Origin of the sequence: Corallococcus carmarthensis (assembly GCF_003611695.1) — a bacterium.
Lineage (GTDB): Bacteria > Myxococcota > Myxococcia > Myxococcales > Myxococcaceae > Corallococcus > Corallococcus carmarthensis.
On sequence record NZ_RAWE01000017.1, the window covers coordinates 33,313 to 57,839 of the forward strand.

Below are 24,527 nucleotides of genomic sequence, written 5' to 3' on the forward strand. Positions count from 1 at the left end.
TGCTGCCGCTGGCCCCGGGAAGGGGCCACCCCTTAGCCCTGGGGACACCCCAATCAACCCGCCCCACCCACGAAGTGGGCATCCCTTCATAAGACCTGGAGGCCCACCCGGCGGATCAGGGCGGGGTGCCTCCGTCGGGCCCCCAGATCTCCTCGGGCCTGAACTTGATCACGGGCGTCGTGTCCACCACCAGCTCGCGTTGCGAGTCCAGGTGCGCGCCGCCCACGCCCACGGCGCGCACCTGGACGGTGTTGCTGCCCTCGTTGAGTGGGACGTTGAGCGTGAAGCCCCCGTCCGCGTCCGTTGGCACGATGACGTCGTCCACGATCACCCGGCTGCCCGGATCCGTGTGGCCCACGACGGTGACTTCGCGCTGGCGAAGCTTCTTGGCCTTGGGCCACTCCATCTTCAGGAACACGGTGCTGGGGATGGGATCCGGCTCGGTGGGGGCATGGCCGGGACGGACGATGGACCGCTGGCCGGCGCGCACGATCACGTACTTGCCCTCCTTGCCGGTCAGCTTCACGTCGCCCTCGCGGGTGCCCACGCTCACGGTGCCCGCGCCGTTGTTGCTCATGGTGAAGGTACCCTGGCTGGTGCTCGCCTCCGCGTCGCCGTTCTTCGCCTTCAAGATGAAGGTGTGGCGGACGTTGGGGCGGCCCCGCACGGTGGCGGTGGCCAGACCGCTGGCCAGCATCACCTTCGACAGCTCGTTCGAGATCTCCTCCACGGAGATCTCGGAGTCGGGCTCCATGCGCAGCTCCACGGACTCGCCGTTGAGCAGCACCGCCCAGGACCCACGGCCCGTGCGCACCACGTCCGTCGGCCGCAGCGGCATGTTCTTCTGGGCGGGCTCCCACGCCCCCTCGCCGTGCCGCACTTCCACGGTGCCGTCGAAGCTGCTGAGCACCATCTCCACGGCCTTCTTCTGCTCCACCGCCGCGGTGGTGGCACGCGGCGGCGCGGTGGGCGGCAACGGAGCGGGCGTCTCCCGCAGGAAGACGAACCAGCCCACCGGGAGCGCGGCCAGGATGAGCACGAGCCCGACGAGGAACGGCGCCTGTCGCTTGCGAGTGGGGGAAGCGGCCATACGAAAGCCCTCACTAGCACACGCGGCGGGCTCTATGCCCGCGGCAGCACGATGGTGAACCGGGCCCCCTGCCCTGCCTCCGAGCGGACCTCCAGCGTCCCCCCGGCCTCCGTGATGATGCGCCACGCGACGCTCAGGCCCAGGCCCACATTGGACCAGACGTCCTTGGTGGTGAAGAAGGGCTCGAAGATGCGCGGCCGGATGCTCTCCGCGATGCCCTTGCCGGTGTCCTCCACCTCCAGGATGCACATCCCGTCGCGCTCACCCGTGCGCAGCGTGAGCCGCTTCACCGGCGTCTTCAGCATCGCGGTGCGAGCGTTGGACAAGAGCGCCAGCACCACCTGCGACAGGTGCCCGGGATCCGCCTTCACCCGAGGCACCTCCGCGCTCAGCTCCGTCACCAGGTCGATGCCCTCGCCGCGCGTCTGGTTCTCCGTGAGGTTCAGCGCGTCGCGCACCACCGCGTTCAGGTCCATGGGCCGCAGGTCCGGACGCTCGCGCTGCTGGGAGAAGCGCAGCAGGTTCTGGGTGATGTCCTTGCAGCGCTTGGCGCTCTGCTCGATCTTGCGCAGCGTCTCGAAGTCCACGTCGTCCGCGCCCCGGTCCAGGAGCAGCAGCTGCACGTTGCCCAGGATGCCGGCCAGCGGGTTGTTGATTTCGTGCGCCACGCCCGCGCCCAGCTGGCCCACCGCCGCCAGCTTCTGCGCCTCCACCAGTTGCAGCTGCGCCGCCCGCAGGTCCGCCGTGGCCTCCTCCACCCGGACGCGCAGGTCGTCGTTCCAGCTCATGAGCCGCGAGCGGGACGCCTCCAGCTCCTCGCCCATGCGGTTGAAGGTGGACGCCAGCTCACTCAGCTCGTCCTGGCCTTCCACGCGCAGGCGGCGCTCCAGCTCTCCGCGGCCATAGGCCTCCGCGCCCTGCACCACCTCCGCGAGCCGCCGGTCCAGCCGCCGGGTGAAGAGCGCGCCCAGGCCCAGCAGCACCACCAGCGCGCCCGCCACGGACGCGAGCACCGTGGTGCGCAGCTCCCGCACCGGCGTCAGCGCCAGGGCCTCGTCCTCCGTGACGACGACGCCCATCTCCAGCGTGTCCACCCAGGCCACGCTCACGCGGCGCGCGGGGTCCTTCAATTGGAAGCTGCGTCCGCTGTCCGCGTCCTGGAGGGACCCCAGCGCCTGTCGCAGCTCCGGCTCCAGCGCCGCCATCCGCCGCGCGGGCTGGGAGCTGGCCAGGATGCGCCCCTCGGTGTCCACCACGTCCAGCCGCGCGGACCCGTCGTTCGCGCGCCGCGCGAGCAGCGCCTCCAACTGGGTGAAGACGAGCTCCGCGACGGCGTAGGGCGCCTCCTCCGAAGCCCCCAGCTTCACCGCCACCGGCACCGCGGCCACGCCCGAGCCCGCGTGCACATACGCGCTGCCCAGCGCCGCCTGGCCCTTGCCGCCGTTGCGGAACTGCTCCACCGGCACCGCGTGCGCCAGCTGACGGATGCTCGCGGCGTCGAAGGCGGGGTGGTGCTCCAGCGGCTCCGCGCTCCGGAACACGGCGGGCCCCAGGGGCTGGCCGTTCGCGTCCGCCTGGATGACCGCGCTCACCGTGGTGGACTGGCCGTACAGGAGCATCAGCATGCCGCGCACCTCTTCGGGCGTGGCGCGGTCCCAGGGCAAGAGCTCCGCGGACCGGGCGAGGCCGTTGACGACCTCCATCAGGCTCGCCTCCACGGCCTCCGCGGTGGCGGTGGCGGTGGCGCGCTGCTGCTCATCGATGCGCTGCGCGAGCGCCTGCTCCGAGCGCGACAGGAGCAGGAAGCCGACGATGGCCAGGGGCAGCACCGTCGCGGCGAGCATGAAGAGGATGAGCTGCTGGTAGAGCCTCATCCAGTGACGGACCGGACCACGCGCTCTAAGTCGCTGCGCAGGAAGACGGATCCGGGAATCGCCTTCGCCCGCTTCTTCATGTCCGCGGCCCGGCGCGCCAGCTCCGCGTGGTCATGCGCCACGCCATCCGTCATCACCGCCACCACGGACACGCTCATGATGGGGAAATGGCGCTTCTCCCCGAAGCGGTCCTCCGCCTCGATGTGGCCGCGCTCCCGGTCCTGCCGGTCGTAATAGAGCGGGATGATCCGGTCGAACGCTTCAATGGCCCGCTGGCACACGCGGTCCACCGACTCCACGGAGGTGATGAACACGAAGTCGTCCCCGGCCACGTGGCCCAGGAAGTCCCCCGGGGCGCCTTCCTGCTGGAAGATCTCCCGCATCAGGTCGCCCGTCTGGCGCACCACGCCGTCCGCCTTCGCGAAGCCGTAGTAGTCGTTGTAGGCCTTGAGGTTGTCCAGGTCCAGGTAGCAGAAGGCGAACGGCTGGCGCGCACCCAGCCGGCGCTGCACCTCGCGCTCGATGGCGGTGGAGCCGGGCAGCTGCGTGGTGGGCGACGAGGACAGCTCCTGCTCCTTGCGCCGCAACATGCTCTCCACGCGCGCGCCCAGCTCCAGCGCGTCGAAGGGCTTGGTGATGTAGTCGTCCCCGCCCAGCTTCAGCGCGCGGACCTTGGAAGACGTCTCCGTGCGCGCGGAGATGAAGATGACGGAGATGTGGCCCGAGGCGCGCTCGGCCTTGATCTCCTCCAGGAACGCGAACCCGTCTCCGTCCGGCAGCGTGACGTCCAGCAGCACCGCGTCCGGCCTGCGCTCGCGCAGCGAACGGCGGCCCTCCTCCACGCTGTGCGCGACGTCGACCTCGAAGCCCAGTCCTTCCAGCACCTCGCGGCAGATGAGGGCGATCTTCACGTCGTCGTCCACGACGAGCACGCGCCCGTGCTGCGCCCCACCCCGGCCGCGCGCCAGCGAGTCCACCGTGGCCAGCAGCTTGTCGCCCGCCAGGGGGCGCACGAGGAACGCATCCGCGCCGGCCCGGAAGGCGCGCTGGCGCTCGTCGAACGCGGAGGTGAGCAGGAGCGGCGCGCGGCGCGTCTCCGGATCATTCCGGAGGATCTCCGCCAGCCGCAGACCGTCCACGTCCGGCAGCCGCACCGACACCAGCACCACGTCCGGGTGCAGGTTGCGCGCGGCGGAGAGGCCCTCTTCCGCGGTCGCGGCCAGGCGCACCCGGTAGCCCCGGGCGCCCAGCAGGGCCTTCATGATGTGGCCCACCTCGGGCTCGCCCTCGATGACGAGCACCTTGCCGCGCGAATCCGAGCGGATGGGCTGCGGCGACGGCAGGAGCGTGTCCACGGCCGCCTGGGTCAGCACGTCCTGGGGCGGTTCGGTGGGCAGCACGGCGATGAAGCGCACGCCGTCGTTGGACGGCTCGGACCAGATGCGGCCGCCGTGGGCCTCCACGATGTTGCGGCAGATGGGCAGGCCCAGGCCGGTGCCGCGCACGGTGCGGTTCGCCTGGGTGCGGGCCTGCTCGAAGCGGTCGAAGATGCGCTCCAGGCTCTCTTCCGGAATGGGGTCGCCGCTGTTCCAGCAGGAGAGCACCACGTAGCCGGGCAGGCTGGACGTGGCGCGCAACTCCACGCGCACCTCACCGCCGTCCGGCGTGAACTTCACCGCGTTGTTGAGCAGGTTGTTGAGCACCTGGTTCACGCGGTTGGGGTCCACCATGGCGCGCAGCGGGTGCTGCGGAAGCAGGGGCACCACGCGGATGCGCTTCTCCGCGAAGGCGGGCCCGTACTTCTCCACCACGCGCTGGACGAGCTCCTCCAGGTAGATGCGCTCGAAGCTCATCTTCAGCCGGCCCTGCGCGTACTTCGACAGGTCCAGCAGGTCGTCAACGATGCTGTTGAGCTTCTCCGCGGAGTCCTTCGCCAGCGACAGGTAGCGGTGCTGCCGTTCGTTGATGTCCCCCGCCATCCGGTTGAGCACCAGGTCCAGCGCGCCGGTAATGGAGGTGAGCGGCGTGCGCAGCTCGTGGCTCACCATGGAGACGAAGGTGTCCTTGCGCTCCTCCAGCCGCTTCTGGTCGGTGATGTCGCGCAGCACCACGCACACGCCGCGCAGGGTGCCGCGCGCGTCGTTGACGGGCGTCACGGTGGTCTGCACGGTGCGCTCGAAGAGCTTCACGTCCTCGCGCAGCACCTGGTGGCCGCTGTACTCCAGGTTGCGCACCAGCTGGAACGGCTGGAAGCCCAGGCGCTCCTCCAGGAGCCGGTTCGAGGGTCCCTGCCCCTCCTCCCCCGCGCGCAGGATGCGGCGGGCCGCGGGGTTCATCACCACGATGTCGTTCTTCTCGTCGGTGAGCACCACGCCGTCCGCCATGGACGCGACCATGCGCTCCATGCGGTGGCGGGCTTCTTCCTCCGCGGACCGCAGCGACTGGATGGCGTCCGCCGTCTGGTTGGCGAGCACGTCCAGCAAGAGCCCGTCGTCCTCCGTGAACGCGTCCGCGCGGTGGGAGAACAGCGACAGCATGCCCACGGGCCGCCCAGCGGCGGTGAGGTTCACCGTGAGCTGGTTGGGGTAGACGACGGGGGACGCGGAGTCCTTGGTGGTGGTGCCGGTGACGCGGGTGATGACCCGGTCCTCCGGCAGCGTCAGGCCGCTGCTCTTGCGATACGCGCCGAGCATGGACTCCTTGACGCCCAGCAGCGCCTCCTCGCCCACGTTGCCCACGCAGCGCAGGCGCAGCGTGGCGCCGCGCTGTCCGTCCGGCGCGATGAGGGCCGCGCCGCAGTCATACGGCAGCACGCGGGCCACGGCGGTGAGCACGCGGTCGATGATGGCGTCGTAGCTGGCCGGGTCGTTCGCGCTGGCGCGGCTGACCTCGTAGAGGACGAAGAGGGCCTCCACCCGCTGGTGCAGCTGGCGGATGAGCTTCTCCTTGTCCTTCTTGAGCTGGGCGAACTCCACCGCGTTCTTCACGGTGATGAGCAGGTCGTTCACGTCCCACGGCTTGGTGACGTAGCGGTACACCTGGCCCTGGTTGATGGCCGCGATGATGTCCTGCGGGTCCGTGTACGCGGTCAGCAGCAGCGTGGTGACGTCCATCCCTTCCGCTCGCGCGGCGTTGACCAGGTCGATGCCGGTCATCTCCGGCATGCGTTGGTCGGTGACGAGGACGTCCACGGACTCGGTACGCAGGATTTCCAGGGCTGCCTTGCCGTGGGGGGCGGTGAGGACGCGATAGCGTCGCTGGAACATCCGGCTGAGGATGTCCAGGACGTCGGCCTCGTCATCGACGAAGAGCAGCGTGTGGCGGAGGTCGGACACGGCGGCGCCAAGTGTACGCCGAGATCAACGCGCCTCCTCAAGTTGCGAGAAAGACGGGTTGAGGGAGCACGCACGGTATGGGTGGGGGTACTGAACAGATTGACTCTACACGTATGTTCAGGGAGCATGGAGCACTGAAATTCTGTTGCCCATCACCGCCAGAGCAGGCGGGCGACCGAGCGAAGGAGTGCGGCCATGGAAGAGCTCACGGAGCGCCAGCGCGAAATCCTCACCTTCATCGTGAAGGAGACGGAGGTCCGAGGCTTCCCCCCCACCATCCGGGAGATTGGGGAGCACATGGACATCCGGTCGACCAACGGGGTGAACGACCACCTGAAGGCCCTGGAGCGCAAGGGCTACCTGACCCGGGGCGAGCAGCAGAGCCGCTCGCTGGTGCCCACCAAGCGGGCAAGGCTGCTGCTGGGCCTGGGGATGAAGAGCCGGGAGTCCGGCATGGTGGAGATCCCCCTCTTGGGCAAGGTGGCGGCCGGGGCGCCGGCGCTGGCCCAGGAGCACATGGAGGACTCGGTCAAGATCGACAGCTTCCTCTTGGGCGGGGTGAACGGCCGTGAGGTGTTCGCGCTGAGGGTCAAGGGCCAGTCGATGATCGACGACGGCATCCACGACGGGGACTACCTCTTCGTGAAGAAGACGCCGTCGGCGCAGCCGGGTGAAATCGTGGTGGCGCTCATCGAGGACGAGGCCACGGTGAAGCGCTACTACCCGGAGAACGACCGCATCCGCTTCCAGCCGGCGAACGCGACGATGCAGCCCATCTACGTGAACCGCTCGGACTTCCGCTCCACGATGATCCTGGGGCAGGTGGTGGGCGTGTACCGGAAGCTGCAGGGCGGCCGGACTTAAGCGGCCCGCGTCACTTCCGCCCTGGGACCGTGGGCCCGGGCGGGAGGCTTTTCAACGGACGGGACAGGCGCCGCAGTCGAGCGCGTGGCCACAGCCGTCCGCCACGACGGTGCCGCAGGACCGGCCCAGCGAGGCGCAGGTCGCGGGCGTGCAGCAGGTGTTTTCGGCGGTGCAGGTCTGCCCCTGGGGACACACGCCGCAGTCGATGCGGCCGAACGCGGTCTGCGTGAAGCCACAGGCGACGTGGATGCTGGCGCAGAGGTCCGGCGCGTGGACACCGTTCATGGACCTGCGGCCCCGGACCTTCTCCTTGAGCACTTCCAGCGAGAGGTAGGAGGAGACCGGTGCGTCGGACGAGGGCGTCCGGATGTTCACGCCAACGCCCTGGGCGCTCAGCGCTCGCGCCTGCGCTCTCTTGAATTCAGCGCCACGCAGGATCTCGGGGCCGCCACCGTGGTCGGTCATCCACAGCCCGACTTCGTGTCTTCCCCCTCGGTTCCTCGTCACGGCCCGACAATCAGACTTCGGTGAACCGTATTCCCGTGGCGCGGATGCGCTCCAATGCGAGCTTGATGTCCTCGGAGACGATGAGGGCGATGGACCAGCCCCACGTCCGGAACACCTTCGCATCTCCGACCTGCGTTGGATCGATGCGCATGCCGTCAACGTCGCGATACTGGCCCACGCGATCCGGCCGGCCATCTTGAGGTGTCCAGCGGATCACCTCGTCGGACGCGGCATCATCAATGCAGCGGATGAGCCGGGTCGCCACGAGGATGGCGTACGGCTCCGCATGGCCCTGGACGGCCACGGGCACGAGCTGGATGTCCTGCGCTGCCAGCTCTAAAAGAACGGCTGCGACCCGCGGATGAACCACAGGCGTGCTGAATCCAGCCAGTGAGAAGTCGAGGGGCGTTCCCGGATGCTCCACGGGAATGCGCAGCGCCTGGCGAGGAGGCGCAGTCCGACCCTCTCTGAACATCCAGGGGTCGTCCACCTCGTTTCCACCCGCATCCAGGGCAATGCCCAACTCCCATCGGCCTGGGATGGTGACGTCATCAAGAAGCCGGAAGTAGCGCCGTGGCAGTGATGGCTCCGAACTCACTTGTTTCGTATGAGCAGCATGATGAGGCCTCGGCGGGAACTCAAACGGGAGTGAAGCGGACTCCCGTGGCGCGGATGCGTTCCAGGGCGAGCTTGATGTCCTCTGAGACGATGAGGGCGATTTTCCACCCCTCTGTCCGGAACACCTTCGTGGTGCCGACCTTCTTCACGTCGATGTGGAGATCGTCCACGGCGTAGTACTTTCCCACCTTCTCAGGCAGTCCATCTTCGGCGGTCCAGAACTGGACGGCAGAAGCCTGCTCATCAATGCAGAGGATGCATTTCGTGGCCACGAGGATGACGTACTGGTCCGGCATGCCCTGGATGCGGACAGGAATGAACTGGACATCCTCGGGGGCGAGTTCCGCGAAGACGGATGCCACCTTCACGTGGACAACGGGCGCGAGTCCGACTCCCGCGGTCGAGAAATCCAACGCACGCCCCTGCTGATCAATGGGCACGGTCAATCGGCCCGTTACCGACACCGGACGCCCCGCTCGGAACTGCCAGGGGTCATCGACCTCCTGACCCTGCTCATCGACGGGGTCGCCGAGGTACCAAGTGCCAGCCTGGACGTCTTCGGACAACTCGAAGTAGCGAAGTGTCATTGTGGCTCTCGGATTTCAGCCGCCTCGGGTGACGAGCAGGTTGAGCTCTGTTCCAGGTTTCTTGACTTCTTTAGCCAGGAGTTCGAGAGCCCGGATCAGTGCCGCACGGCAGTCTTCGACCTTCCGGCAATTCGCCGTGGCGCTGTTGAGTCGCGCCATCACCAACTCATGGTAGCGCTTCGGATGCGGGCCGCGATGTCCCGGGACCTCGACGACATTCTCCAGGTCCTTCAGCTCCATCCCAGCCTTCTTGAAGATGCGCTGGAAGCGTGGCGTCCATGGTCCGCCACGATGAGTGGACACGTTGTTCCGCAGGGTCGCGAGGTGGTGCTTCTGGCTCTCGCCCCGTGACGACATGGCGACCGCATTGGGCGTCAGGGCGATGGTGAAGCCATCCGCGGTCATCGCCACGGACCGCACGCCACCCAGGCCCGCGTAGGCGAAGCCCGCCTGGGCCTCCACCGCGAGCGCCGCCTGCGCGGAGCCCGGCAGCCCCGGTGCCTTCGCCACCAGCCCCACCGTATTACCCAGCGCCGCGGTGGCCAGCATCACGAAGACCCGCGCGGCGTTCTTCCCCAGCACCTTGCCGTAGCCCTCCCCTGCTTCGCGCAGTTCGTCGAACGTCAGCGCGCGGTCGGCCTGCCTCACCAACGTCAGCCACCCGTTCAGCAGTCCCCACACCATGTCCACGCCCAGATACGCGATGGCCGTCGCCGTCATCAGCGCCGCGAGGCCCTTGGACACGGGTTCCGGCAATGACCACAACAGCAGATACACCGTGACCGAGGCCGTGACGGTGGCCAGCACTGCTTGCGGATTCACCACTCCGCGGAGGGCCTCCGCCGTCTCCTCCCACACCGAGTCCATCGCCATTGCCAGGGCCAGGGCATACCGGCCGTCGCTTCCGAGCAGCGGCCCCTCCTCCAATAGCGAGAGGCAGTCCCGCCCCTGCTTCTTGCGCTCGCACCAGCGGCCATAGGCGCGCGTCAGCTCCGCCGACGCATCGTCCAGCAGATAAAGCTCCCGTGCTTCCGCTTCACCCAGAGGACGGATCCGATGCGTGCGCGCTTCGTACCCGAACACGCCGCTGCGCTCCGGCACGCCAAACAACGTCCGGGCATCCCGCAGCGGATGCGAGAACTGACGAACGTCACGCGCGAGCGCCGTGACGGCCTCCTCGAATTCGTCCGCCTCCAGCTCCGCGTCCTCCAGTGGAGCTTCGGCCTCCACCCGGGGCGTCACGACGACCGGCTCCGCATGCCCCGTGTCCAGACGCACGACCCGGACGGACGCGCAGCCCGTCAGGAGGAACGGCAGCAGCAGGCAAAGCCACCCGCGATGCATCCGGGCATCTACGGGCACTTCACCGCGCCACCGTCCGTCGCCGCCGCCGCCACCCGGGCGCATGCGGCCTGGACCGTGGCCGTGTCCTTCAAGTCACGCGCGAGCCTCGCCGTGGACAGCTGAAGCTCCGTGTTCTTCGCGTGCCCCGGCTCGGAGCCCAGGCTCGTCAGGATGCGCAGGGCGTCCTGCTTGCGTCCCATCGTCGTGAGCAGCTCCGCCAGCTCCTGCATCTCCCCCACGTCCGCTCCGGACACGGTGTCCAGGGCCTTCTGCAGCTCCCCTTCCGCCGCCGCGCGGTCGCTCGCCGCCAGGTGCGCCCTCGCGAGCGCCACGTGGACGATGGCGCGGTCCTTCACCTTCAGCGACTCGCCGTAGGCCTTCAGCGCCTCCTCGCGCTTGCCCAGCTTGAGCTGGATCTCCGCCACCAGCTCCCACAGCGTCGGCTCCTTGGGCGACTTCTTCGCGGCCTCTTCGTACGCCGCGGCCGCCTCCGGCAACCGGCCCGCGCGCACCTCCGCGTCTCCCAGCGCCGTCAGCACCTCCGGCGTCCGCACCCCCTGCCCCGCCACCTTGCGCAGCAGCCCGAGCACCTCGTCCTGCCGCCCCTGCGTCGTCAGCACGTCCACCGCCCGCACCAGCAGGTCCGCCTTCGACGCATCCGGCGCGGCTTCGGCCGCCTGCGTGAAGTCGCGCACCGCCTCGTCGTGGTCGCCGCGCTCCTCGGCCAGTTCGCCCAGCTGCTCCAGCGCGTTGAAGTCTTTCGGATGCAGCGCCAGCGCCTTCTGCAGCGACTGCCGGGCTTCGTCCTTCTTGCCCAGCTGCGCCTGGATGAACCCCAGCCGGCTCCAGTTGGTGGAGCGCTTCGGATCCAGCCGCAGCGCGGCCTCGAACTCCTTCTCGGATTCCTCCAGCCGGCTCATCGACAGGAGCACCTCGCCCCTCGCGGCGGGCAGGCGCGGGTCGCCGGGCGTCAAGGCCTTCATCTCGTCGAAGGACTTGAGCGCGGCGTCGAACTTGCCCTGGAGGTACTCGGAGTTGCCCCGGAGGTAGAGCCCTTCCGCCTGGTCCTTCGGATCGAGCTTCGGGGTTTCAGTGCAGGCCCCGGTGGCCAGCAGTGCAAGGAGCGGCAGGGCGCGCAGACGCGAGGACATGAAAGGCTCCGAAAGACTCAGAAGTGGTATGCGATGCCGGCGTTGACATCCAGGTTGAGGCCGTCGCCCGCGCCGTCGTCCGCGAGCCCCAGCACCGCCTGCGCGATGTTCGTCCCCAGCTCCAACTGGAAGCCCACGTGGCCCACCAGCAGGTACTCCAACCCCACGAACCCGACCACGGACGGCAGCGGGCCCGTGTTCTGGAAGATGCCGTAGTCGCCAAACGACAGCTGCACGCCCAGGCCGAAGCCCCAGTAGGGCCGCAGCGACGTCTCCAGGCGGTGGTAGTGCCGCGCCCCCACGATGCTGGGCAGCACGTTGAGCTTGCCCTCGTCGGTGCCGCCAGCTTGCACCAGCGTGAAGCCCACCTGGACGAAGCCCTGCCACTCCGGGTGGAACCAGTACCCCACCTCCAGGTCCAGGCCCGGGTTCAACGACGACAGCTTCTCGATGAAGCTGTTGTTGAAGCGCAGCCCCATCGTCAGCCCGCCGCCCGGCGACGGCGCGATCGCGCCGCCAAACAGCGGCCGGGCCGTGACGGTTGAACCGGGCGACTCCAGGGCAATGCTCAGCTCGTCGGACACGGCGACGACCGTGCGCAGCAACTCGCCGTCCTCGTTGGCCTCCGCGCGCGGCTTGGCGATGGTGTGGCCATCGAGCGTGTCCACGAGGCTCGCGGTGAGGAGGTACTGGTCTCCGAACCGGTCCAGACGGCCCGTGAGGACGTAGCGCGCGCCTGTCAGCGAGGACAGCGCCTGGACGCAGTCGCCCTTCTCACACGGGGCGCCTCCCAGGAGCTGCTGCTGACGCTCGGGGGCGATGCGAGCCTGGAGCTCACGCTGGGACAGCACGCGCAGCCGGGGCGACTCCGCGATCCGGCCCGCGATGAGCGACGTGATGCCCGTCGCGGCGTCCTTCCCCGCCGCGTTGGCCTCCAGCGGCAGCACCGCCACCGTGAACGTCGGGGCTGGCGCCTCGGTCACGGAGGGCCGCGAGGGCTCAGCCTTCGCCTCGAAGACCTCGGCCAGCGCCAGCTCCGGGGACGGCGAGGGAACGGCCGTCTCCTCCTGCGCGAGGGCAGGTGACGTCAGCGACACGAGGCATGCGACCAGGAGCCGGGGGAGGCGAGACACGCGCGACACTCTACCCTCCTCCCGGCCCGCGCCCAGGGGCTCCGTGGCTGCTTCCCTGCCCGCTCAGGCCTGCTGGTTCAGCCTCGCCGTGACGAAACGCACCGCGGCACGGGGGCTGAACCGCAAGGAGAAGGCCGCCAGCCGGTTGAGGACGCCGTGCACCGCGACGACCTGGCCCTTCATCATCGCCGAGTAGGCATGGCCCGCCACCTCGGGCGCTTCCGCCACGCCCGACCGCTTGAACAGGCGCGACTCCGCGTTGCCCGCGCGCGCGGTGAACTCCGTCTTCGTGGCACCGGGGCAATGGCAGGTCACCGTCACGCCCGTGCCCTCCAGTTCGAACGCGAGCGCCTCCGTGAACGACAGCACGAACGCCTTCGTCGCGTAGTACGTGGCCATGTACGGTCCCGGCTGGAAACCCGCCGTGGACGCGATGTTGAGGATGCGCCCCTGCTTGCGCTCGCGCATGGGCCGCGCGAACAGGTACGAGAGCTTCAGCAGCGCGGTGCAGTTGACCTCCACCATCTCCGCCTCGCGCCCCAGGTCCTGATCGAGGAATGCCCCGGAGGATCCGAACCCCGCGTTGTTGACGAGGAAGTCCACCGCGAGCCCCAGCTCCTGCACGCGCGCGAAGAGCTGCTCGGGCGCGGAGGGCTGGCCCAGGTCCGCCGGCAGCACGTGAGCCTTCACGCCGTGCGCCTGCGCCAGCTTCGCGGCCAGGGCCTCCAGCTTCGCCACACCGCGCGCGACGAGGATGACGTCGTGTCCATCCTTCGCGAACTGCTCCGCGAACTCCACTCCGAGTCCCGCCGACGCGCCGGTGATGAGCGCCACTTTCCGCGACATGGTGATGCCTCCCGGCAGCGATATAGCAGCACACCGGGGACCCGCGCTCCGGTGGCCCCATCCAGTGGAAGAAGGCCCGCGCACAAAGCGGTTGCCCCTGAGGATGCGCGGCCATATTCGGAAGGGGACCCCGAGGACGTGGAGCCCGGCATGGAGCGGATGGACACCCTCGAAGCACTGCTCGCACGCGGACGGACGGAGGATGTAGCGCTCGGTGCGCCCGGCAGGCAGGGCATGACGTACGGCTCTCTGAGGGAACTCACCACGAAGGTCCGCGAGCAGTTGAATGCGTGGGGGCTGGGCCAGGGCGACCGCATCGCGCTGGTGCTGCCCAACGGTCCGGAGATGGCGGCGGCATTTCTCGCCGTGGCAGGTGCCGCGACGACCGCTCCGCTCAATCCCGCCTACCGCGCGGACGAGCTCACGTTCTACCTGGAGGACCTCCAGGCCCGGGCCCTGGTCGTGCTCGAAGGAACGGAAGGACCGGCCCGCGAGGTCGCGCGTGCACGGGGCATCCCACTCATCGAACTGAGTCCAGAGCAGGAGGGACCGGGGGGGCACTTCACGCTCAAGGCCGGGCAGCCGCTTCCGGGCATGGCCCACCGTCCCGGGCCCGCCACCGCGGACGACGTCGCGCTGGTGCTGCACACTTCGGGCACGACAGCGCGACCGAAGCTCGTACCGCTGTCACATGCGAACCTCAGCGCGTCCGCGCGGCACATCGGCGCGCTGCTGGGCCTGGGGCCCACGGATGCGTGCCTCAACATCATGCCGCTGTTCCACATCCACGGGCTCGTGGCAGCGGTGCTGTCCAGCCTGGGCGCTGGAGGCCGCGTGGTGTGCACGCCGGGCTTCAATGCACTGCGCTTCTTCTCCTGGTTCGAGGAGGTCCGCCCCACCTGGTACACGGCCGTCCCCACCATGCATCAAGCGCTGGTGGAGCGCGCCCGCCGCAACCCGGACAGCCTGAAGGGCCACCGCCTGCGCTTCATCCGGTCCTCCTCCGCATCGCTGCCACCGCAGGTGATGGAGGAACTGGAGCGCATCTTCGGCGTGCCCGTCATCGAGAGCTACGGCATGACGGAGGCCGCGCACCAGATGGCCTCCAACCCGCTGCCACCGCGTCCCCGGTACGCGGGGTCGGTGGGGCTCGCCGCCGGGCCCGAGGTCGCCATCATGGACGACGTGGGCACGCTGCTGCCTCCGGGGGCGCTGGGCGAAGTGGTCATCCGCGGCCCCAACGTCATGACCGGCTACGTGAACAACCCCGAGGCCAACGCGCGCGCCTTCACCCATGGATGGTTCCGCACGGGCGACCAGGGCACGCTCGACGCGCAGGGATACCTGCGGCTCACGGGCAGGCTGAAGGAGCTGATCAATCGCGGCGGCGAGAAGGTGAGCCCGCTGGAGGTGGACACCGTGTTGCTGGATCATCCCGCCGTGCAGCAGGCCGTGACGTTCGCCCTGCCCCACGCGAAGCTCGGCGAGGACGTGGCCGCCGCCGTCGTCCCGCGCGAGGGCCACAGCCCCACCGAGCGCGAGCTGCGCGACTTCGTGGCCTCACGCATGGCGGACTTCAAGGTGCCCCGCCGCATCGTCTTCCTCTCGGAGCTGCCCAAAGGTCCCACCGGCAAGGTGCAGCGCATCGGGCTGGCGGAGCGGCTGGGGCTCACGTCATGAGGATCGCCATCTTCGGCGCGGGCGCCATCGGCGGGTTCCTGGGCGTCAAGCTGCTCCAGGCCGGCGCGGACGTCACCTTCATCGCGCGAGGCGCCCACCTGGACGCGATGCGCACCCACGGCGTCACGCTCACCAGCGGCGGTGAGACGGTCACCGTGCGTCCGCATTGCACGGACTCTCCCGATGACGCGGGCCCGCAGGACTACGTCTTCCTCACGCTCAAGGCCCACGCCCTGCCCGCCGCGGCGCCGCAGATTGCGCGCCTGCTGGGCCCGGAGACGGCGCTCGTCACCGGCATCAACGGCGTGCCCTACTGGTACTTCCACGGACTCGAAGGCCCGTACGCGGGCCGCCACATCGAGAGCGTGGACCCTGGCGGCGTGCTCCTTCGCACGCTGCCTCCCGAGCGCGTCATCGCCACCGTGGTGTACCCGGCCGCGGAGGTCGTCTCTCCGGGCGTCATCGTGCACACGTACAACGACCGCGTGACGCTGGGCGAACCCGACGGCAGCAAGAGTCCGCGTGTGCAGGCCCTCTCGCAGCTCATGATGAAGGCCGGGCTCAAGTCCCCCGTGCGTCCCCGCATCCGTGACGAAATCTGGGTGAAGCTCTGGGGCAACCTCGCCTTCAACCCGCTGTCGGTGCTCACCGGCGCGACGCTCGACGTCCTCTCCCGACAGCCGGACCTGCGCGCCGTGGCCCGCGCGATGATGGTGGAGGCGCAGGCGGTAGCGGAGGTCCTGGGCACCCGCTTCCTCATCGACGTGGACCAGCGCATCCAGGGCGCGGCCCAGGTCGGCGCGCACAAGACGTCCATGCTCCAGGATTTGGAGCGCGGCCGCCCCATGGAGATCGACGCGCTGCTGGGCGCAGTGGTGGAGCTGGGCCAGCTCGTGGGCAAGCCCATGCCCACCTGCGAAAACATCCTCGCCCTGGTGCGCGAGCGAGCCCGCCACGCCGGTGGCTACCCGCCCCGCGCGACACCCCCAGCTCCCGAAGCGACCTAAGGCGACGCAGGCGGCATCACGCCCAGGTACTCCAGCGGATCCACCGGCTTGCCGTCCACGCGCACCTCGAAGTGCACGTGCGGCCCGGATGTGCGGCCGGACTCGCCCACCGTGGCGATGACCTGGTCCCGCCGCACCTTCTGCCCGGTGCGCACGCGCAGGTCGCGGTTGTGCGCGTACAGCGTGATCAGCGGCGACGCGTGCTCCACGATGACGATGAGGCCATAGCCCTTCTGCTCGCCCGCGTAGAGGACCGTGCCCTCCTGCGCCGTCTTGATGGGTGTGCCCGCGGGCGCCGCCAGGTCGATGCCATCGTGCGGCTCCTTGCCCTTCTTGCCGAAGCGGCCATACAGCACGCCGCGCAGCGGCCAGTCGAGCAGCCCCTGCGTCGCGAGCTTCGGACGCGACGGTGCGCCCGGACGCCCCGACACCACGCGCGCTCGCGGCGGGTCCTCGCGGCGCGTCACCACCGGCACCGAGCGGCGCGGCGTGGACACCGGCGCCTGGCCCGGCTTCGAGAGCACCAGCTCCGGCTCCTCGTCGGACAGCGGCCCCGGGTCGCCGTACTGCGGGGGCTCGCCGCCCGGGATCATCAGCTCCTTGCCCACCGACAGCTCGCGCGGATCCTTGATGCCGTTGGCCTGCGCCAGTTCCTCCACCGTGATGCCGTAGGTCTTGGCGATGCGGTACATCGTCTCGCCCGGGGCCACGCGGTGGCGCACCGCCACCAGTTCTGGCTCCTCGTGCGTGGGCCTCAGCGCGAACGACAGCGGCTTGCCGTCAGCCGTGGACGCGGGCAGCGCCGCGGTCTCCAGGTTCGAGGAGGAAGCGGCCTGGGTGCCCACGCAGCCGCTGAACAACGCGGCCGCGAGCAACACCCAGAGCGCCCTGCCCGCTCGGCTGGAGCCGCCCGGCCACAACCTCAGGCACCGCCGTCCGAACCGTGCCGCTTGAAGCCCTGCAGGTTCCACCCCGACAGCTCCGGGATGCGAGGGTGGTCGGTCATCTCGAAGTGCAGCGGCGTCACCGACACGCGCTTCTCGTCGATGACGATGTTGCAGTCGCTGCCCGGGATGTTCTCGTGCGCGTACTCCGTGCCGCCAATCCAGTAGTACTTGCGGCCGCGCGGGTCCTCCTTCTCCACGACGTTGTTGCCGTAGGAGTGCCGTCCCTGCCGGGTGATGACGTAGCCGTCCGGTTCCACGCCGCCGGGGATGTTCACGTTGAGGAGCATCCGGGGCGGCAGGGGCCGCGACAGCGCCTCCGTCACCAGCGCCCGCGCGAAGCGGCCCGCCGGCCCGAAGTCGAACGGCCCCCGCGTCACCAGGCTGAACGCGATGGCCGGAACGCCCAGGAACGCGGCCTCCATGGCCGCCGCCACCGTCCCGGAGTACATGACGTCGTCCGCCAGGTTCGCGCCGTGATTGATGCCGGAGACCATGAGCTGGGGACGATTGTCCTTCAGCAGGTGGTTCACCGCCAGATACGAGCAATCCGTGGGGGTGCCATCCACGGCGAACCACCGCTCGCGCACCTCCTTGATGCGCAGCGGCCGGTGCAGGCTGATGGCATGGGAGGCGGCGCTCTGCTCGCGGTCAGGCGCCACCACCCACACCTCACCCAGCGGGCTCACCGCCTCCACGAGCGTCTGCAGCCCTTCGGAGAAGTATCCGTCGTCGTTGGAGACGAGGATGCGGGGACGCGAAGTGCTCACGGTCACTGCTTCTTCGCGAGCGAGCGGAAGGCGGACCGGCCCGCGTACCGCGCCCCGACGCCCAGCTCCTCTTCGATGCGCAGGAGCTGGTTGTACTTGGCCACGCGGTCGGAGCGCGACGCCGAGCCCGTCTTGATCTGCCCGCAGTCCAGCGCCACCGCGAGGTCCGCGATGGTGGTGTCCTCGGACTCGCCGGAGCGGTGGCTCATGATGGACGTCATGCCCGCCTTGTGCGCCATGCGCACCGCGTCGAACGTCTCCGTCAGCGAGCCAATCTGGTTCACCTTCACCAGGATGGAGTTCGCCGTGCCCGTCTCGATGCCCCTGGACAGGCGCTCCACGTTGGTGACGAAGAGGTCGTCGCCCACCAGCTGGACCTTGTCGCCCAGCGCGTCGGTGAGCTTCTTCCACCCCTCCCAGTCATCCTCCGCCATGCCGTCCTCGATGGAGATGATGGGGTACTTCTGGGACAGGCCCCGGTAGTACTCCAGCAGGCCCTGCGAGTCGTACTCCTTGCCCTCGCCCTTGAGCTTGTACTTCTTGGAGCCCTTGTCGAAGAACTCGCTCGCGGCCACGTCCAGCGCCAGGAACAGCTGCTCGCCCGCCTTGAAGCCCGCCGCGTCGATGGCCTCCATGATGAGCTTGAGCGCCTCCTCGTTGGCCGGCAGGTCCGGGGCGTAGCCGCCCTCGTCGCCCACGCCCGTGGCCAGCTTGCGGCCCTTCAAGATCTTCTTGAGCGCGTGGAACACCTCCGCGCCCCAGCGCAGGCCTTCCGCGAAGGTCTTCGCGCCGGCGGGCACCACCATGAACTCCTGCACGTCCACGCGGGTGTCCGCGTGCGCGCCGCCGTTGAGGATGTTCATCAGCGGCACGGGCAGCGTGCGCGCCTGCAGACCGCCCACGTAGCGGTACAGCGGCAGGCCGTGCGCGTCCGCCGCGGCGCGCGCGGCGGCCATGGAGACGGCGAGGATGGCGTTGGCGCCCAGCTTGGACTTGGTGGGCGTGCCATCCAGTTCAATCATCCGCTGGTCCACGGCGACCTGGTCCACGGCGTCCATGCCGATGAGCGCGGGCCCGATGGTGTCGCGCACGTGGTCCACGGCCTTCTGCACGCCCTTGCCCAGGTAGCGGTGCTTGTCGCCGTCGCGCAGCTCGTGCGCCTCGTGCTCGCCGGTGGAGGCGCCGGAGGGCACCGTCGCGCGGCCACGGGAGCCGCCCACGAGCAGCACTTCGGCCTCCACGGTCGGGTTGCCACGGGAATCGAGCACTTCACGCGCCAGGATTTGAGCGATCTCGGTCATAGGCGGCCGTTTCTACGAGGCACGGCCAGAACGGGCAAGCACGCTCGCATGTGCCGCCTGCTACAGTGTCCAGCCGCCGAATGCCTCCTCCTCCCAAGCGCCGCGCCACGGGCCCCGACCCGCTTCCCGGTCAACGTGCCCGGGGTGCCCTCCTGGGGCTTGCCATTGGCAACGCCCTGGCCGTGCCCACGGCGGGGAGGCCCTTCTATGCACCGTCCTTCCCCCAGCTCGCCGAGGGGCCGTACCAGGGCATGCACGGAGGCGGCCCGTTTGACCTGCGCAAGGGACAGGTGACGGAGCCCACCCAGCTCGCGGTGGCCCTGGCCCTGAGCCTGCGCGACCTGAAGCGCTACGACGCGGGAGACGCGCTCAAGCGCTACCGGGCCTGGCAGTCCCACGCCATCTCCGTCACCGGGCACATGAAGGAGCTGTTCCAGGAGTGTGACGCGAGCCACCCGCCCCAGGTGAAGGACGCCGGCAAGCGCGTCTGGCAGAAGAACTTCCGCCGTCTGGCCCCCGCTGGCGCCCTGCCGCGCGTGGTGCCCCTGGGCGTGCACCTGGCGAAGGACTCCTTCGCCCTGGCCAAGGCGGCGCTGGAGGACACGGCCCTCACCCACTTCGACCCCCGCAGCCAGCTGGCCGGCGCGGGGCTGTGCGCCGCCGTCGCCAAGGCGGTGACGGGCGGTCCGAACCTGAAGGCCGCGGACCTGCTCCCCGCCGCGGAGGTGGGCATCTCCCTGGCGGCCGCCGCCCTGGGCAAACAGGAGAAGGACTACGTCCAGGAGGTGGCCCAGGCCGCCGCCCTCCTGCGCGAGGACCTGGCCCTGGCGGCCAAGGACGACCCGCAGCTCTACGGCCCGGAGCTGCACATGCACCGGCCCGGCAATAACGCGGTGCGTGCCGCGTTCCGGCTGGCCTTCTGGGAGCTGCTCCACGTCCCCACGGCGGAAGCGGCGCTCCTGGACGTCATCCACCGGGGCGGCGACACGGAGATCCACGCCTCCGTCACCGGGGCGCTGGTGGGCGCCTTCCACGGCGAGGGCGCGCTGCCGGAGGAGTGGCGCGAGAAGGTCCTCCTGGCCCTGCAGCCCTACAATCCCCTCCAGAAGGGGACGGTGCTGTGGGAGGTCTACCACCCCCGGCACCTGCTGCTGCTGGCCCCGGCCTAGGGCCCATCCCAGGCCCCGCAAATGCGAAGCCCGCGGGAGCCGCCCGGTGAGGGACGGCCCGGCCGCGGGCCCCGGGACACGCCGTGGCTCCGGGGCCACGGGTGGGATGGGTCATCAGCCGAGGAGGTCGATGACGACGACGCCTCGGGACGGCTTCTCTTCCTCGGTGTCCGTCCTCCGGTGGGGACGGTCATCGGGTGCAGGCAGTGGGAGCTCCACCACCGGCCGCTCGTAATCCTCGCGGCGGAGCCGCTCGCGGCGCTTGATTTCTTCAATGATGAACGCGTCGAGCATGGGTTCGGTCTCTCCCTCAGCCTACGTACCCCGATGTACGCCCGCCGTCCCGCCCCCTTACCACTTCCACATCTCTTTGATGCAAATTAAGAACCCCGGTTTCTTTCTGGGGATGCTGCCCTGATTCTGCATGGCTGCTCGTCCAGCTCCCGACATCCGGGACAGGGCAACCGTGCCATGGATGTCAGGGGAGCGTCCGTGGACGTTCAAAATTCGCCTGATCCTAATGCGCCCGCCGCGCGCCGCAATACGACTCGCTTCAGGTGGCCCCCGTGCCCTCGCGCGGCACGGTTCCAGCCGAAAAGGGCCCGCCCGCCCTCCTGCTCCCTTGCACGGCACGGGCCGTACGGGATGACAGGCAGGCGGGCGGAAACCTGACGCGAAATGTCAGTCGCCGGCGGAAACCTCAGGGAGCTTCGGCGCGGCGCTTGAACGCCTCCAGCATCTTGGGGAGCTGGGTCTCCGTGAGGGTGTTGATGATGGCCTTGGGGATGAGGGCGCCCAGGGCCATCTCCACGTTGTAGGTCGCGCGGGTCTTCCCCTCGCCCTCGGGCTCCAGCGTCCAGCTGCCCTTGTTGTCCTTCATCACCTCACCCTCGACGAAGGTCCAGGACATGCGCTTGGGGCGCTCCTCGGTGACGCGGATGGTGTAGCGGATGCGCTTCACCACATCGACCTCGTAGTGCACCTGGACGGTGTTCCCCTGGCGCTGCGAGGTGGAGACCTTCTTCACCTCCGGGAGGAACTCCGCGTAGCGGTCGTAGTTGGTGATGATGTCGAAGACCTTCTCGACGGGGGCATTGATGGTGATGGTGCGCGTGGCGCCGGCCATGACGGTGTCTCCGGAGGCGTGAAGGACGAGGCTGGGGGACAGCTTACGGCGCGTAGCCCGGCTTCTTGTCGAACTTGTGGATGGACTGGATGAAGCGCACGGTGCCCGTCTTGCTGCGCATGACGACGGAGTGCGTCTCACAGCCGCCGCCGAAGAAGCGCACGCCCTTGAGGAAGTCGCCGCTCGTCACGCCCGTGGCGGCGAACATCACCTCGCCGTGGGCCAGCTCCTCGGCGGTGTAGATCTTGTGGATGTCGGTGATGCCCATCTTCTTGGCGCGGTCGATCTCGCCCTGGTTGCGAGGCACCAGCCGGCCCTGCATGTCGCCGCCGGTGGCGCGGATGGCCGCCGCGGCGATGACGCCTTCCGGCGCGCCGCCGATGCCCATGAGCACGTCCACGCCGGAGCCCTCGAAGCAGGTGGCGATGGCGCCCGCCACGTCACCGTCCTCGATGAGGCGCACGCGAGCGCCCGCGGCACGGACCTCCTTGATGAGGTCGGCGTGGCGCTCGCGGTCGAGGATCATGACCGTGAGGTCCTCCACGTAGAGCTTCATGCGCTCCGCGATGGCGCGCAGGTTCTCCGTGGGGGACTTGGTCAGGTCGATGGCGCCCTTGGCGCGCGGGCCCACGGCGATCTTCTCCATGTACGTGTCGGGCGCGTTGAGCAGGCCACCGTGGCTGGACATGGCCACGACGGAGATGGAGCCCGGGCGGCCATAGGCGCACAGGTTGGTGCCCTCCAGCGGGTCCAGGGCGATGTCCACCTCGGGGGCGCCGGCAGTGCGGGCACCGACGCGCTCACCGATGTAGAGCATGGGCGCCTCGTCGCGCTCGCCCTCACCGATGACAACCGTGCCGTCGATGTTCAGCGCGTCGAAGGCGCGGCGCATCGCGTCCACGGCGGCCTGGTCGGACTCGTCCTTGTTGCCGCGGCCCATGAGGCGGGCGGAGGCGATGGCCGCCATCTCGGTGACGCGCACGACCTCCATTGCCAGGTTGCGATCCATTGTCGGGTGCTCCTCGTTCGGGAATTCGGGAAGGAAAAAAGGTCAGGTGTCGGTGTCGTCCGCGGCCTTCAGGCGGGCGATGGCTTCGGGCAGCCGCTGGGGTTTGCCGTCGCGCCCCACGCAGGCGTGCATCGTGCGGCCGGTGCACAGGAGCGTGGGGGAGTCACCGTCGCGCAGCAGCTCGTAGGTGAACACGAGTGACGCACGGCGCAACTCGTCCAGGGTGGTGCGGATGAGGAGCAGGTCGTCGTAGCGCGCGGACGCCTTGTACTGGGCGCTGGCCTCCACCACGGGCAACAGCAGCCCGGTGCTCTCCAGTTCGCGGTAGCTGCCTCCGTGGGCACGGAAGAACTCGCTGCGGGCGAACTCGAAGTAGCGGAAGTAGTTCGCGTAGTAGACGACCCCCATCTGATCCGTGTCGCCGTAGATGACGCGCAGCCGTGCCTCGACCATTGAGGCGGCCATATCAGGGCGGGGTGACGTGTCCAAGCGGTGGGCGCGCATGTTGGTTGCTTCTGTTCATCCGCCCGGAGAGGCTGCCGCACCATGTCGCGCCTGCTCGCCACCCTCCTCGTCCTGTTCGCCCTGCCCGCCTCCGCCAAGGCCCCGAAGCTCACCCTGTTCATCAGCGTGGACGCCATGGGCAGCGACCTCCTGTTGAGAAGCCGTCCGCGCCTGACGGGCGGCCTGGGCCGGCTGCTCTCCACGGGCGCGTACTACCCCTACGCCCGGTACGCCTACGCGGAGGCGCGCACGGCCCCGGGGCACGCGACGCTGGCCACGGGCGCGAACCCCTGGCGCCACGGCATCGTGGACAACGACATCTACGACCGCGCGACCGGACAGGCGGTGCAGGTCTACACGGACCCGACGCATCCGGTGCTGAACGGGGAGACGCCCCCGGGGTCGGACACGAGCCCGGTGAACCTGATGGCGGAGACGCTGGCGGACCGGCTGCGGGTGTCCACGCAAGGTCGGGGCAAGGTGGTGGCGCTGTCGTTCAAGTCACGCGCGGCGATTCCGCTGGCCGGCAGGCAGGGCCAGGCGTGGTGGTTCGATGAAGCGACGGGCCGGATGGTGACGAGCACCTGGTACGCGAAGGCCGAGCCCGCGTGGATGCAGGCGTTCAACGCGCGCAAGCTGGCGGACGCGAGCTTCAGCAAGACGTGGGAGCTGTTGCGTCCGCGCGCTGAATACGTGGGCGACGACGACCGTGCGGTGGAGCCGGAGGCCTACGGCATGGGTCGGGTGTTCCCGCACGCGCTGAAGGGTGGGCTCCAGGCGCCCGGGCCGGCGTCGTACCGGGCCTTCTCCGTGTCGCCGTTGTCGCATGACCTGCTGGTGCAGGCAGCGACGGCAGCGCTGGAGGGTGAAGGTCTGGGGAAGGACGACGTGCCGGACATCCTGGCGGTGAGCTTCAGCGGCACGGACGCGGTGTTCCACGCGTTCGGGCCGTACTCCTGGGAGATGCAGGACACGATGCTGCGGTTGGATCAGGCGATGGGTGAGCTCATCGCCGCCGCCGAGCGCGCGGCCGGAGGGAAGGCGAACCTGGTCATCGCGCTGTCCGCGGACCACGGTGGCGCGGAGATTCCGGAAGCGTGGGCGCAGGCGGGCCTGCCCGCGGCACGGCTCAATCCGGTGGAGGCGGCGAAGGGTCTGGCGCAGGAGCTGAAGACGAAGTTCGGCGTGGACGTGACGGTGAAGCTGCTGGAGCTGGACGTGCACCTGGGTGGCAAGGCGCTGGAGGACGGCAAGGTGGACGCGGTGGCGGTGCGGCGCGCGGCGGCGGCGTGGCTGGCGAAGCAGCCCTTCGCGGTGTGGGCGTTGGCGAAGGACGACCTGGCCACGGCACCGGACCCGGATGGGCTCCTGGCTGCGATGCGGCGCGGCTACTACCCGATGCGCAGCGGCGACGTGGTCTTCATGGCGAAGCCCTTCCAGGTCATCAGCGACTATCCGCGCGGCACGAACCACGGCACGCCGTACTCGTATGACACGCAGGTGCCGGTGGTGTTCGCGGGCAAGGGCGTGAAGCCGGGTCTGTACCTGGAGGAGATCAACCCCGTGGACGTGGCGCCCACGCTGTCCGCACTGCTGGAGATGGGGATGCCCGCGTCGGCGGAGGGCAAGCCGCGCGCGGAGGCGCTCACGGGCGCGCGGTGAGCGCTG

22 protein-coding genes are annotated in these 24,527 nt (G+C 69.4%); 5 read left to right on the forward strand and 17 right to left on the reverse strand.

Annotation, left to right across the window (positions count from 1 at the left end; all coding sequences use genetic code 11):
* Positions 1-115: 115 nt before the first annotated feature.
* Genes D7X32_RS07535 through D7X32_RS07545 form a run of 3 tightly spaced genes read right to left on the reverse strand, consistent with a single transcriptional unit; the run spans position 116 to position 6,299 of the window.
* Positions 116-1,090 carry a FecR domain-containing protein gene (locus tag D7X32_RS07535; RefSeq protein WP_120601826.1) on the reverse strand — a complete coding sequence of 325 codons (975 nt, stop codon included), beginning with the start codon at positions 1,088-1,090 and terminating at the stop codon, positions 116-118.
* A 32-nt stretch (positions 1,091-1,122) separates the two neighbouring features.
* The gene (locus D7X32_RS07540; RefSeq protein ID WP_120601827.1) at positions 1,123-2,964 is read right to left on the reverse strand and encodes a sensor histidine kinase; all 1,842 of its coding nucleotides are present in this window, start codon (positions 2,962-2,964) and stop codon (positions 1,123-1,125) included.
* The gene (locus D7X32_RS07545) at positions 2,961-6,299 is read right to left on the reverse strand and encodes a response regulator (RefSeq protein ID WP_120601828.1); all 3,339 of its coding nucleotides are present in this window, start codon (positions 6,297-6,299) and stop codon (positions 2,961-2,963) included. Before D7X32_RS07545 ends, D7X32_RS07540 begins: the two co-directional genes overlap by 4 nt.
* A gap of 195 nt (positions 6,300-6,494) precedes the next feature.
* Between D7X32_RS07545 and lexA the strand changes: the two genes are divergently transcribed.
* Positions 6,495-7,163, forward strand: coding sequence for a transcriptional repressor LexA (lexA, locus tag D7X32_RS07550; protein WP_120601829.1), 669 nt, complete (start codon positions 6,495-6,497; stop codon positions 7,161-7,163).
* Positions 7,164-7,214: 51 nt separating this feature from the next.
* Here the strand turns inward: lexA and D7X32_RS07555 are convergent, their stop codons facing one another.
* The 7 genes from D7X32_RS07555 to D7X32_RS07585 form a co-directional block, all read right to left on the reverse strand.
* The gene (locus D7X32_RS07555) at positions 7,215-7,628 is read right to left on the reverse strand and encodes a hypothetical protein (RefSeq protein ID WP_120601830.1); all 414 of its coding nucleotides are present in this window, start codon (positions 7,626-7,628) and stop codon (positions 7,215-7,217) included.
* Between the two features lie 52 nt (positions 7,629-7,680).
* Complete coding sequence (locus D7X32_RS07560; protein WP_120601856.1) at positions 7,681-8,250, reverse strand: imm11 family protein; 570 nt, start codon at positions 8,248-8,250, stop codon at positions 7,681-7,683.
* Positions 8,251-8,308: 58 nt separating this feature from the next.
* Positions 8,309-8,875: an imm11 family protein gene (locus D7X32_RS07565; protein ID WP_120601831.1), complete on the reverse strand. Its 567-nt coding sequence runs from the start codon at positions 8,873-8,875 to the stop codon at positions 8,309-8,311.
* Between the two features lie 15 nt (positions 8,876-8,890).
* On the reverse strand, positions 8,891-10,219 hold the full coding sequence (locus D7X32_RS07570; protein WP_120601857.1) for an AHH domain-containing protein: 1,329 nt from the start codon (positions 10,217-10,219) through the stop codon (positions 8,891-8,893).
* A gap of 8 nt (positions 10,220-10,227) precedes the next feature.
* Complete coding sequence (locus D7X32_RS07575) at positions 10,228-11,370, reverse strand: tetratricopeptide repeat protein (protein WP_120601832.1); 1,143 nt, start codon at positions 11,368-11,370, stop codon at positions 10,228-10,230.
* Positions 11,371-11,387: 17 nt separating this feature from the next.
* Positions 11,388-12,503: a hypothetical protein gene (locus D7X32_RS07580; protein WP_120601858.1), complete on the reverse strand. Its 1,116-nt coding sequence runs from the start codon at positions 12,501-12,503 to the stop codon at positions 11,388-11,390.
* A gap of 63 nt (positions 12,504-12,566) precedes the next feature.
* Positions 12,567-13,349, reverse strand: coding sequence for an SDR family NAD(P)-dependent oxidoreductase (locus D7X32_RS07585; RefSeq protein ID WP_120601833.1), 783 nt, complete (start codon positions 13,347-13,349; stop codon positions 12,567-12,569).
* A 150-nt stretch (positions 13,350-13,499) separates the two neighbouring features.
* Between D7X32_RS07585 and D7X32_RS07590 the strand changes: the two genes are divergently transcribed.
* Together D7X32_RS07590 and D7X32_RS07595 are read left to right on the forward strand one after the other, a co-directional pair.
* Positions 13,500-15,029, forward strand: coding sequence for an acyl--CoA ligase (locus D7X32_RS07590; protein ID WP_120601834.1), 1,530 nt, complete (start codon positions 13,500-13,502; stop codon positions 15,027-15,029).
* Positions 15,026-16,036: a 2-dehydropantoate 2-reductase gene (locus tag D7X32_RS07595; protein WP_120601835.1), complete on the forward strand. Its 1,011-nt coding sequence runs from the start codon at positions 15,026-15,028 to the stop codon at positions 16,034-16,036. Before D7X32_RS07590 ends, D7X32_RS07595 begins: the two co-directional genes overlap by 4 nt.
* Here D7X32_RS07595 and D7X32_RS07600 read toward each other — a convergent pair.
* Genes D7X32_RS07600 through eno form a run of 3 tightly spaced genes read right to left on the reverse strand, consistent with a single transcriptional unit; the run spans position 16,033 to position 19,051 of the window.
* Positions 16,033-16,914, reverse strand: coding sequence for a peptidoglycan DD-metalloendopeptidase family protein (locus D7X32_RS07600; RefSeq protein WP_244238895.1), 882 nt, complete (start codon positions 16,912-16,914; stop codon positions 16,033-16,035). The genes D7X32_RS07595 and D7X32_RS07600 overlap by 4 nt on opposite strands.
* 44 nt (positions 16,915-16,958) lie before the next feature.
* Positions 16,959-17,750, reverse strand: a complete 792-nt coding sequence (surE, locus tag D7X32_RS07605) for a 5'/3'-nucleotidase SurE (RefSeq protein WP_120601859.1) — start codon at positions 17,748-17,750, stop codon at positions 16,959-16,961.
* 2 nt (positions 17,751-17,752) lie between these two features.
* The gene (eno, locus tag D7X32_RS07610; protein WP_120601837.1) at positions 17,753-19,051 is read right to left on the reverse strand and encodes a phosphopyruvate hydratase; all 1,299 of its coding nucleotides are present in this window, start codon (positions 19,049-19,051) and stop codon (positions 17,753-17,755) included.
* A gap of 80 nt (positions 19,052-19,131) precedes the next feature.
* Here eno and D7X32_RS07615 point away from each other — a divergent pair, with 80 nt between their 5' ends.
* Positions 19,132-20,220 (forward strand): ADP-ribosylglycohydrolase family protein, encoded by a 1,089-nt coding sequence (locus D7X32_RS07615; RefSeq protein ID WP_120601838.1) that lies wholly within the window; start codon positions 19,132-19,134, stop codon positions 20,218-20,220.
* A gap of 114 nt (positions 20,221-20,334) precedes the next feature.
* Here D7X32_RS07615 and D7X32_RS07620 read toward each other — a convergent pair whose 3' ends face one another.
* The 4 genes from D7X32_RS07620 to D7X32_RS07635 form a co-directional block, all read right to left on the reverse strand.
* On the reverse strand, positions 20,335-20,514 hold the full coding sequence (locus D7X32_RS07620; protein ID WP_043321424.1) for a hypothetical protein: 180 nt from the start codon (positions 20,512-20,514) through the stop codon (positions 20,335-20,337).
* A gap of 406 nt (positions 20,515-20,920) precedes the next feature.
* Positions 20,921-21,346, reverse strand: a complete 426-nt coding sequence (locus D7X32_RS07625) for a type II toxin-antitoxin system RatA family toxin (RefSeq protein WP_014396139.1) — start codon at positions 21,344-21,346, stop codon at positions 20,921-20,923.
* A 43-nt stretch (positions 21,347-21,389) separates the two neighbouring features.
* Positions 21,390-22,355 carry a class II fructose-bisphosphatase gene (gene glpX, locus D7X32_RS07630; protein ID WP_120601839.1) on the reverse strand — a complete coding sequence of 322 codons (966 nt, stop codon included), beginning with the start codon at positions 22,353-22,355 and terminating at the stop codon, positions 21,390-21,392.
* Between the two features lie 42 nt (positions 22,356-22,397).
* Positions 22,398-22,808 carry an acyl-CoA thioesterase gene (locus tag D7X32_RS07635; protein WP_120601840.1) on the reverse strand — a complete coding sequence of 137 codons (411 nt, stop codon included), beginning with the start codon at positions 22,806-22,808 and terminating at the stop codon, positions 22,398-22,400.
* Positions 22,809-22,901: 93 nt separating this feature from the next.
* Here D7X32_RS07635 and D7X32_RS07640 point away from each other — a divergent pair, with 93 nt between their 5' ends.
* Positions 22,902-24,521 carry an alkaline phosphatase family protein gene (locus D7X32_RS07640; RefSeq protein ID WP_120601841.1) on the forward strand — a complete coding sequence of 540 codons (1,620 nt, stop codon included), beginning with the start codon at positions 22,902-22,904 and terminating at the stop codon, positions 24,519-24,521.
* The last annotated feature ends 6 nt before the right edge of the window (positions 24,522-24,527 follow it).

Coding starts and splice junctions, on each gene's coding strand:
- D7X32_RS07535 (WP_120601826.1), bottom strand. CDS start 1,090: ATGGCCGCTTCCCCCACTCGCAAGCGACAGGCGCCGTTCCTCGTCGGG.
- D7X32_RS07540 (WP_120601827.1), bottom strand. CDS start 2,964: ATGAGGCTCTACCAGCAGCTCATCCTCTTCATGCTCGCCGCGACGGTG.
- lexA (WP_120601829.1), top strand. CDS start 6,495: ATGGAAGAGCTCACGGAGCGCCAGCGCGAAATCCTCACCTTCATCGTG.
- D7X32_RS07555 (WP_120601830.1), bottom strand. CDS start 7,628: ATGACCGACCACGGTGGCGGCCCCGAGATCCTGCGTGGCGCTGAATTC.
- D7X32_RS07565 (WP_120601831.1), bottom strand. CDS start 8,875: ATGACACTTCGCTACTTCGAGTTGTCCGAAGACGTCCAGGCTGGCACT.
- D7X32_RS07570 (WP_120601857.1), bottom strand. CDS start 10,219: ATGCATCGCGGGTGGCTTTGCCTGCTGCTGCCGTTCCTCCTGACGGGC.
- D7X32_RS07575 (WP_120601832.1), bottom strand. CDS start 11,370: ATGTCCTCGCGTCTGCGCGCCCTGCCGCTCCTTGCACTGCTGGCCACC.
- D7X32_RS07585 (WP_120601833.1), bottom strand. CDS start 13,349: ATGTCGCGGAAAGTGGCGCTCATCACCGGCGCGTCGGCGGGACTCGGA.
- D7X32_RS07590 (WP_120601834.1), top strand. CDS start 13,500: ATGGAGCGGATGGACACCCTCGAAGCACTGCTCGCACGCGGACGGACG.
- D7X32_RS07595 (WP_120601835.1), top strand. CDS start 15,026: ATGAGGATCGCCATCTTCGGCGCGGGCGCCATCGGCGGGTTCCTGGGC.
- eno (WP_120601837.1), bottom strand. CDS start 19,051: ATGACCGAGATCGCTCAAATCCTGGCGCGTGAAGTGCTCGATTCCCGT.
- D7X32_RS07615 (WP_120601838.1), top strand. CDS start 19,132: ATGCCTCCTCCTCCCAAGCGCCGCGCCACGGGCCCCGACCCGCTTCCC.
- D7X32_RS07620 (WP_043321424.1), bottom strand. CDS start 20,514: ATGCTCGACGCGTTCATCATTGAAGAAATCAAGCGCCGCGAGCGGCTC.
- D7X32_RS07625 (WP_014396139.1), bottom strand. CDS start 21,346: ATGGCCGGCGCCACGCGCACCATCACCATCAATGCCCCCGTCGAGAAG.
- glpX (WP_120601839.1), bottom strand. CDS start 22,355: ATGGATCGCAACCTGGCAATGGAGGTCGTGCGCGTCACCGAGATGGCG.
- D7X32_RS07635 (WP_120601840.1), bottom strand. CDS start 22,808: ATGGTCGAGGCACGGCTGCGCGTCATCTACGGCGACACGGATCAGATG.
- D7X32_RS07640 (WP_120601841.1), top strand. CDS start 22,902: ATGTCGCGCCTGCTCGCCACCCTCCTCGTCCTGTTCGCCCTGCCCGCC.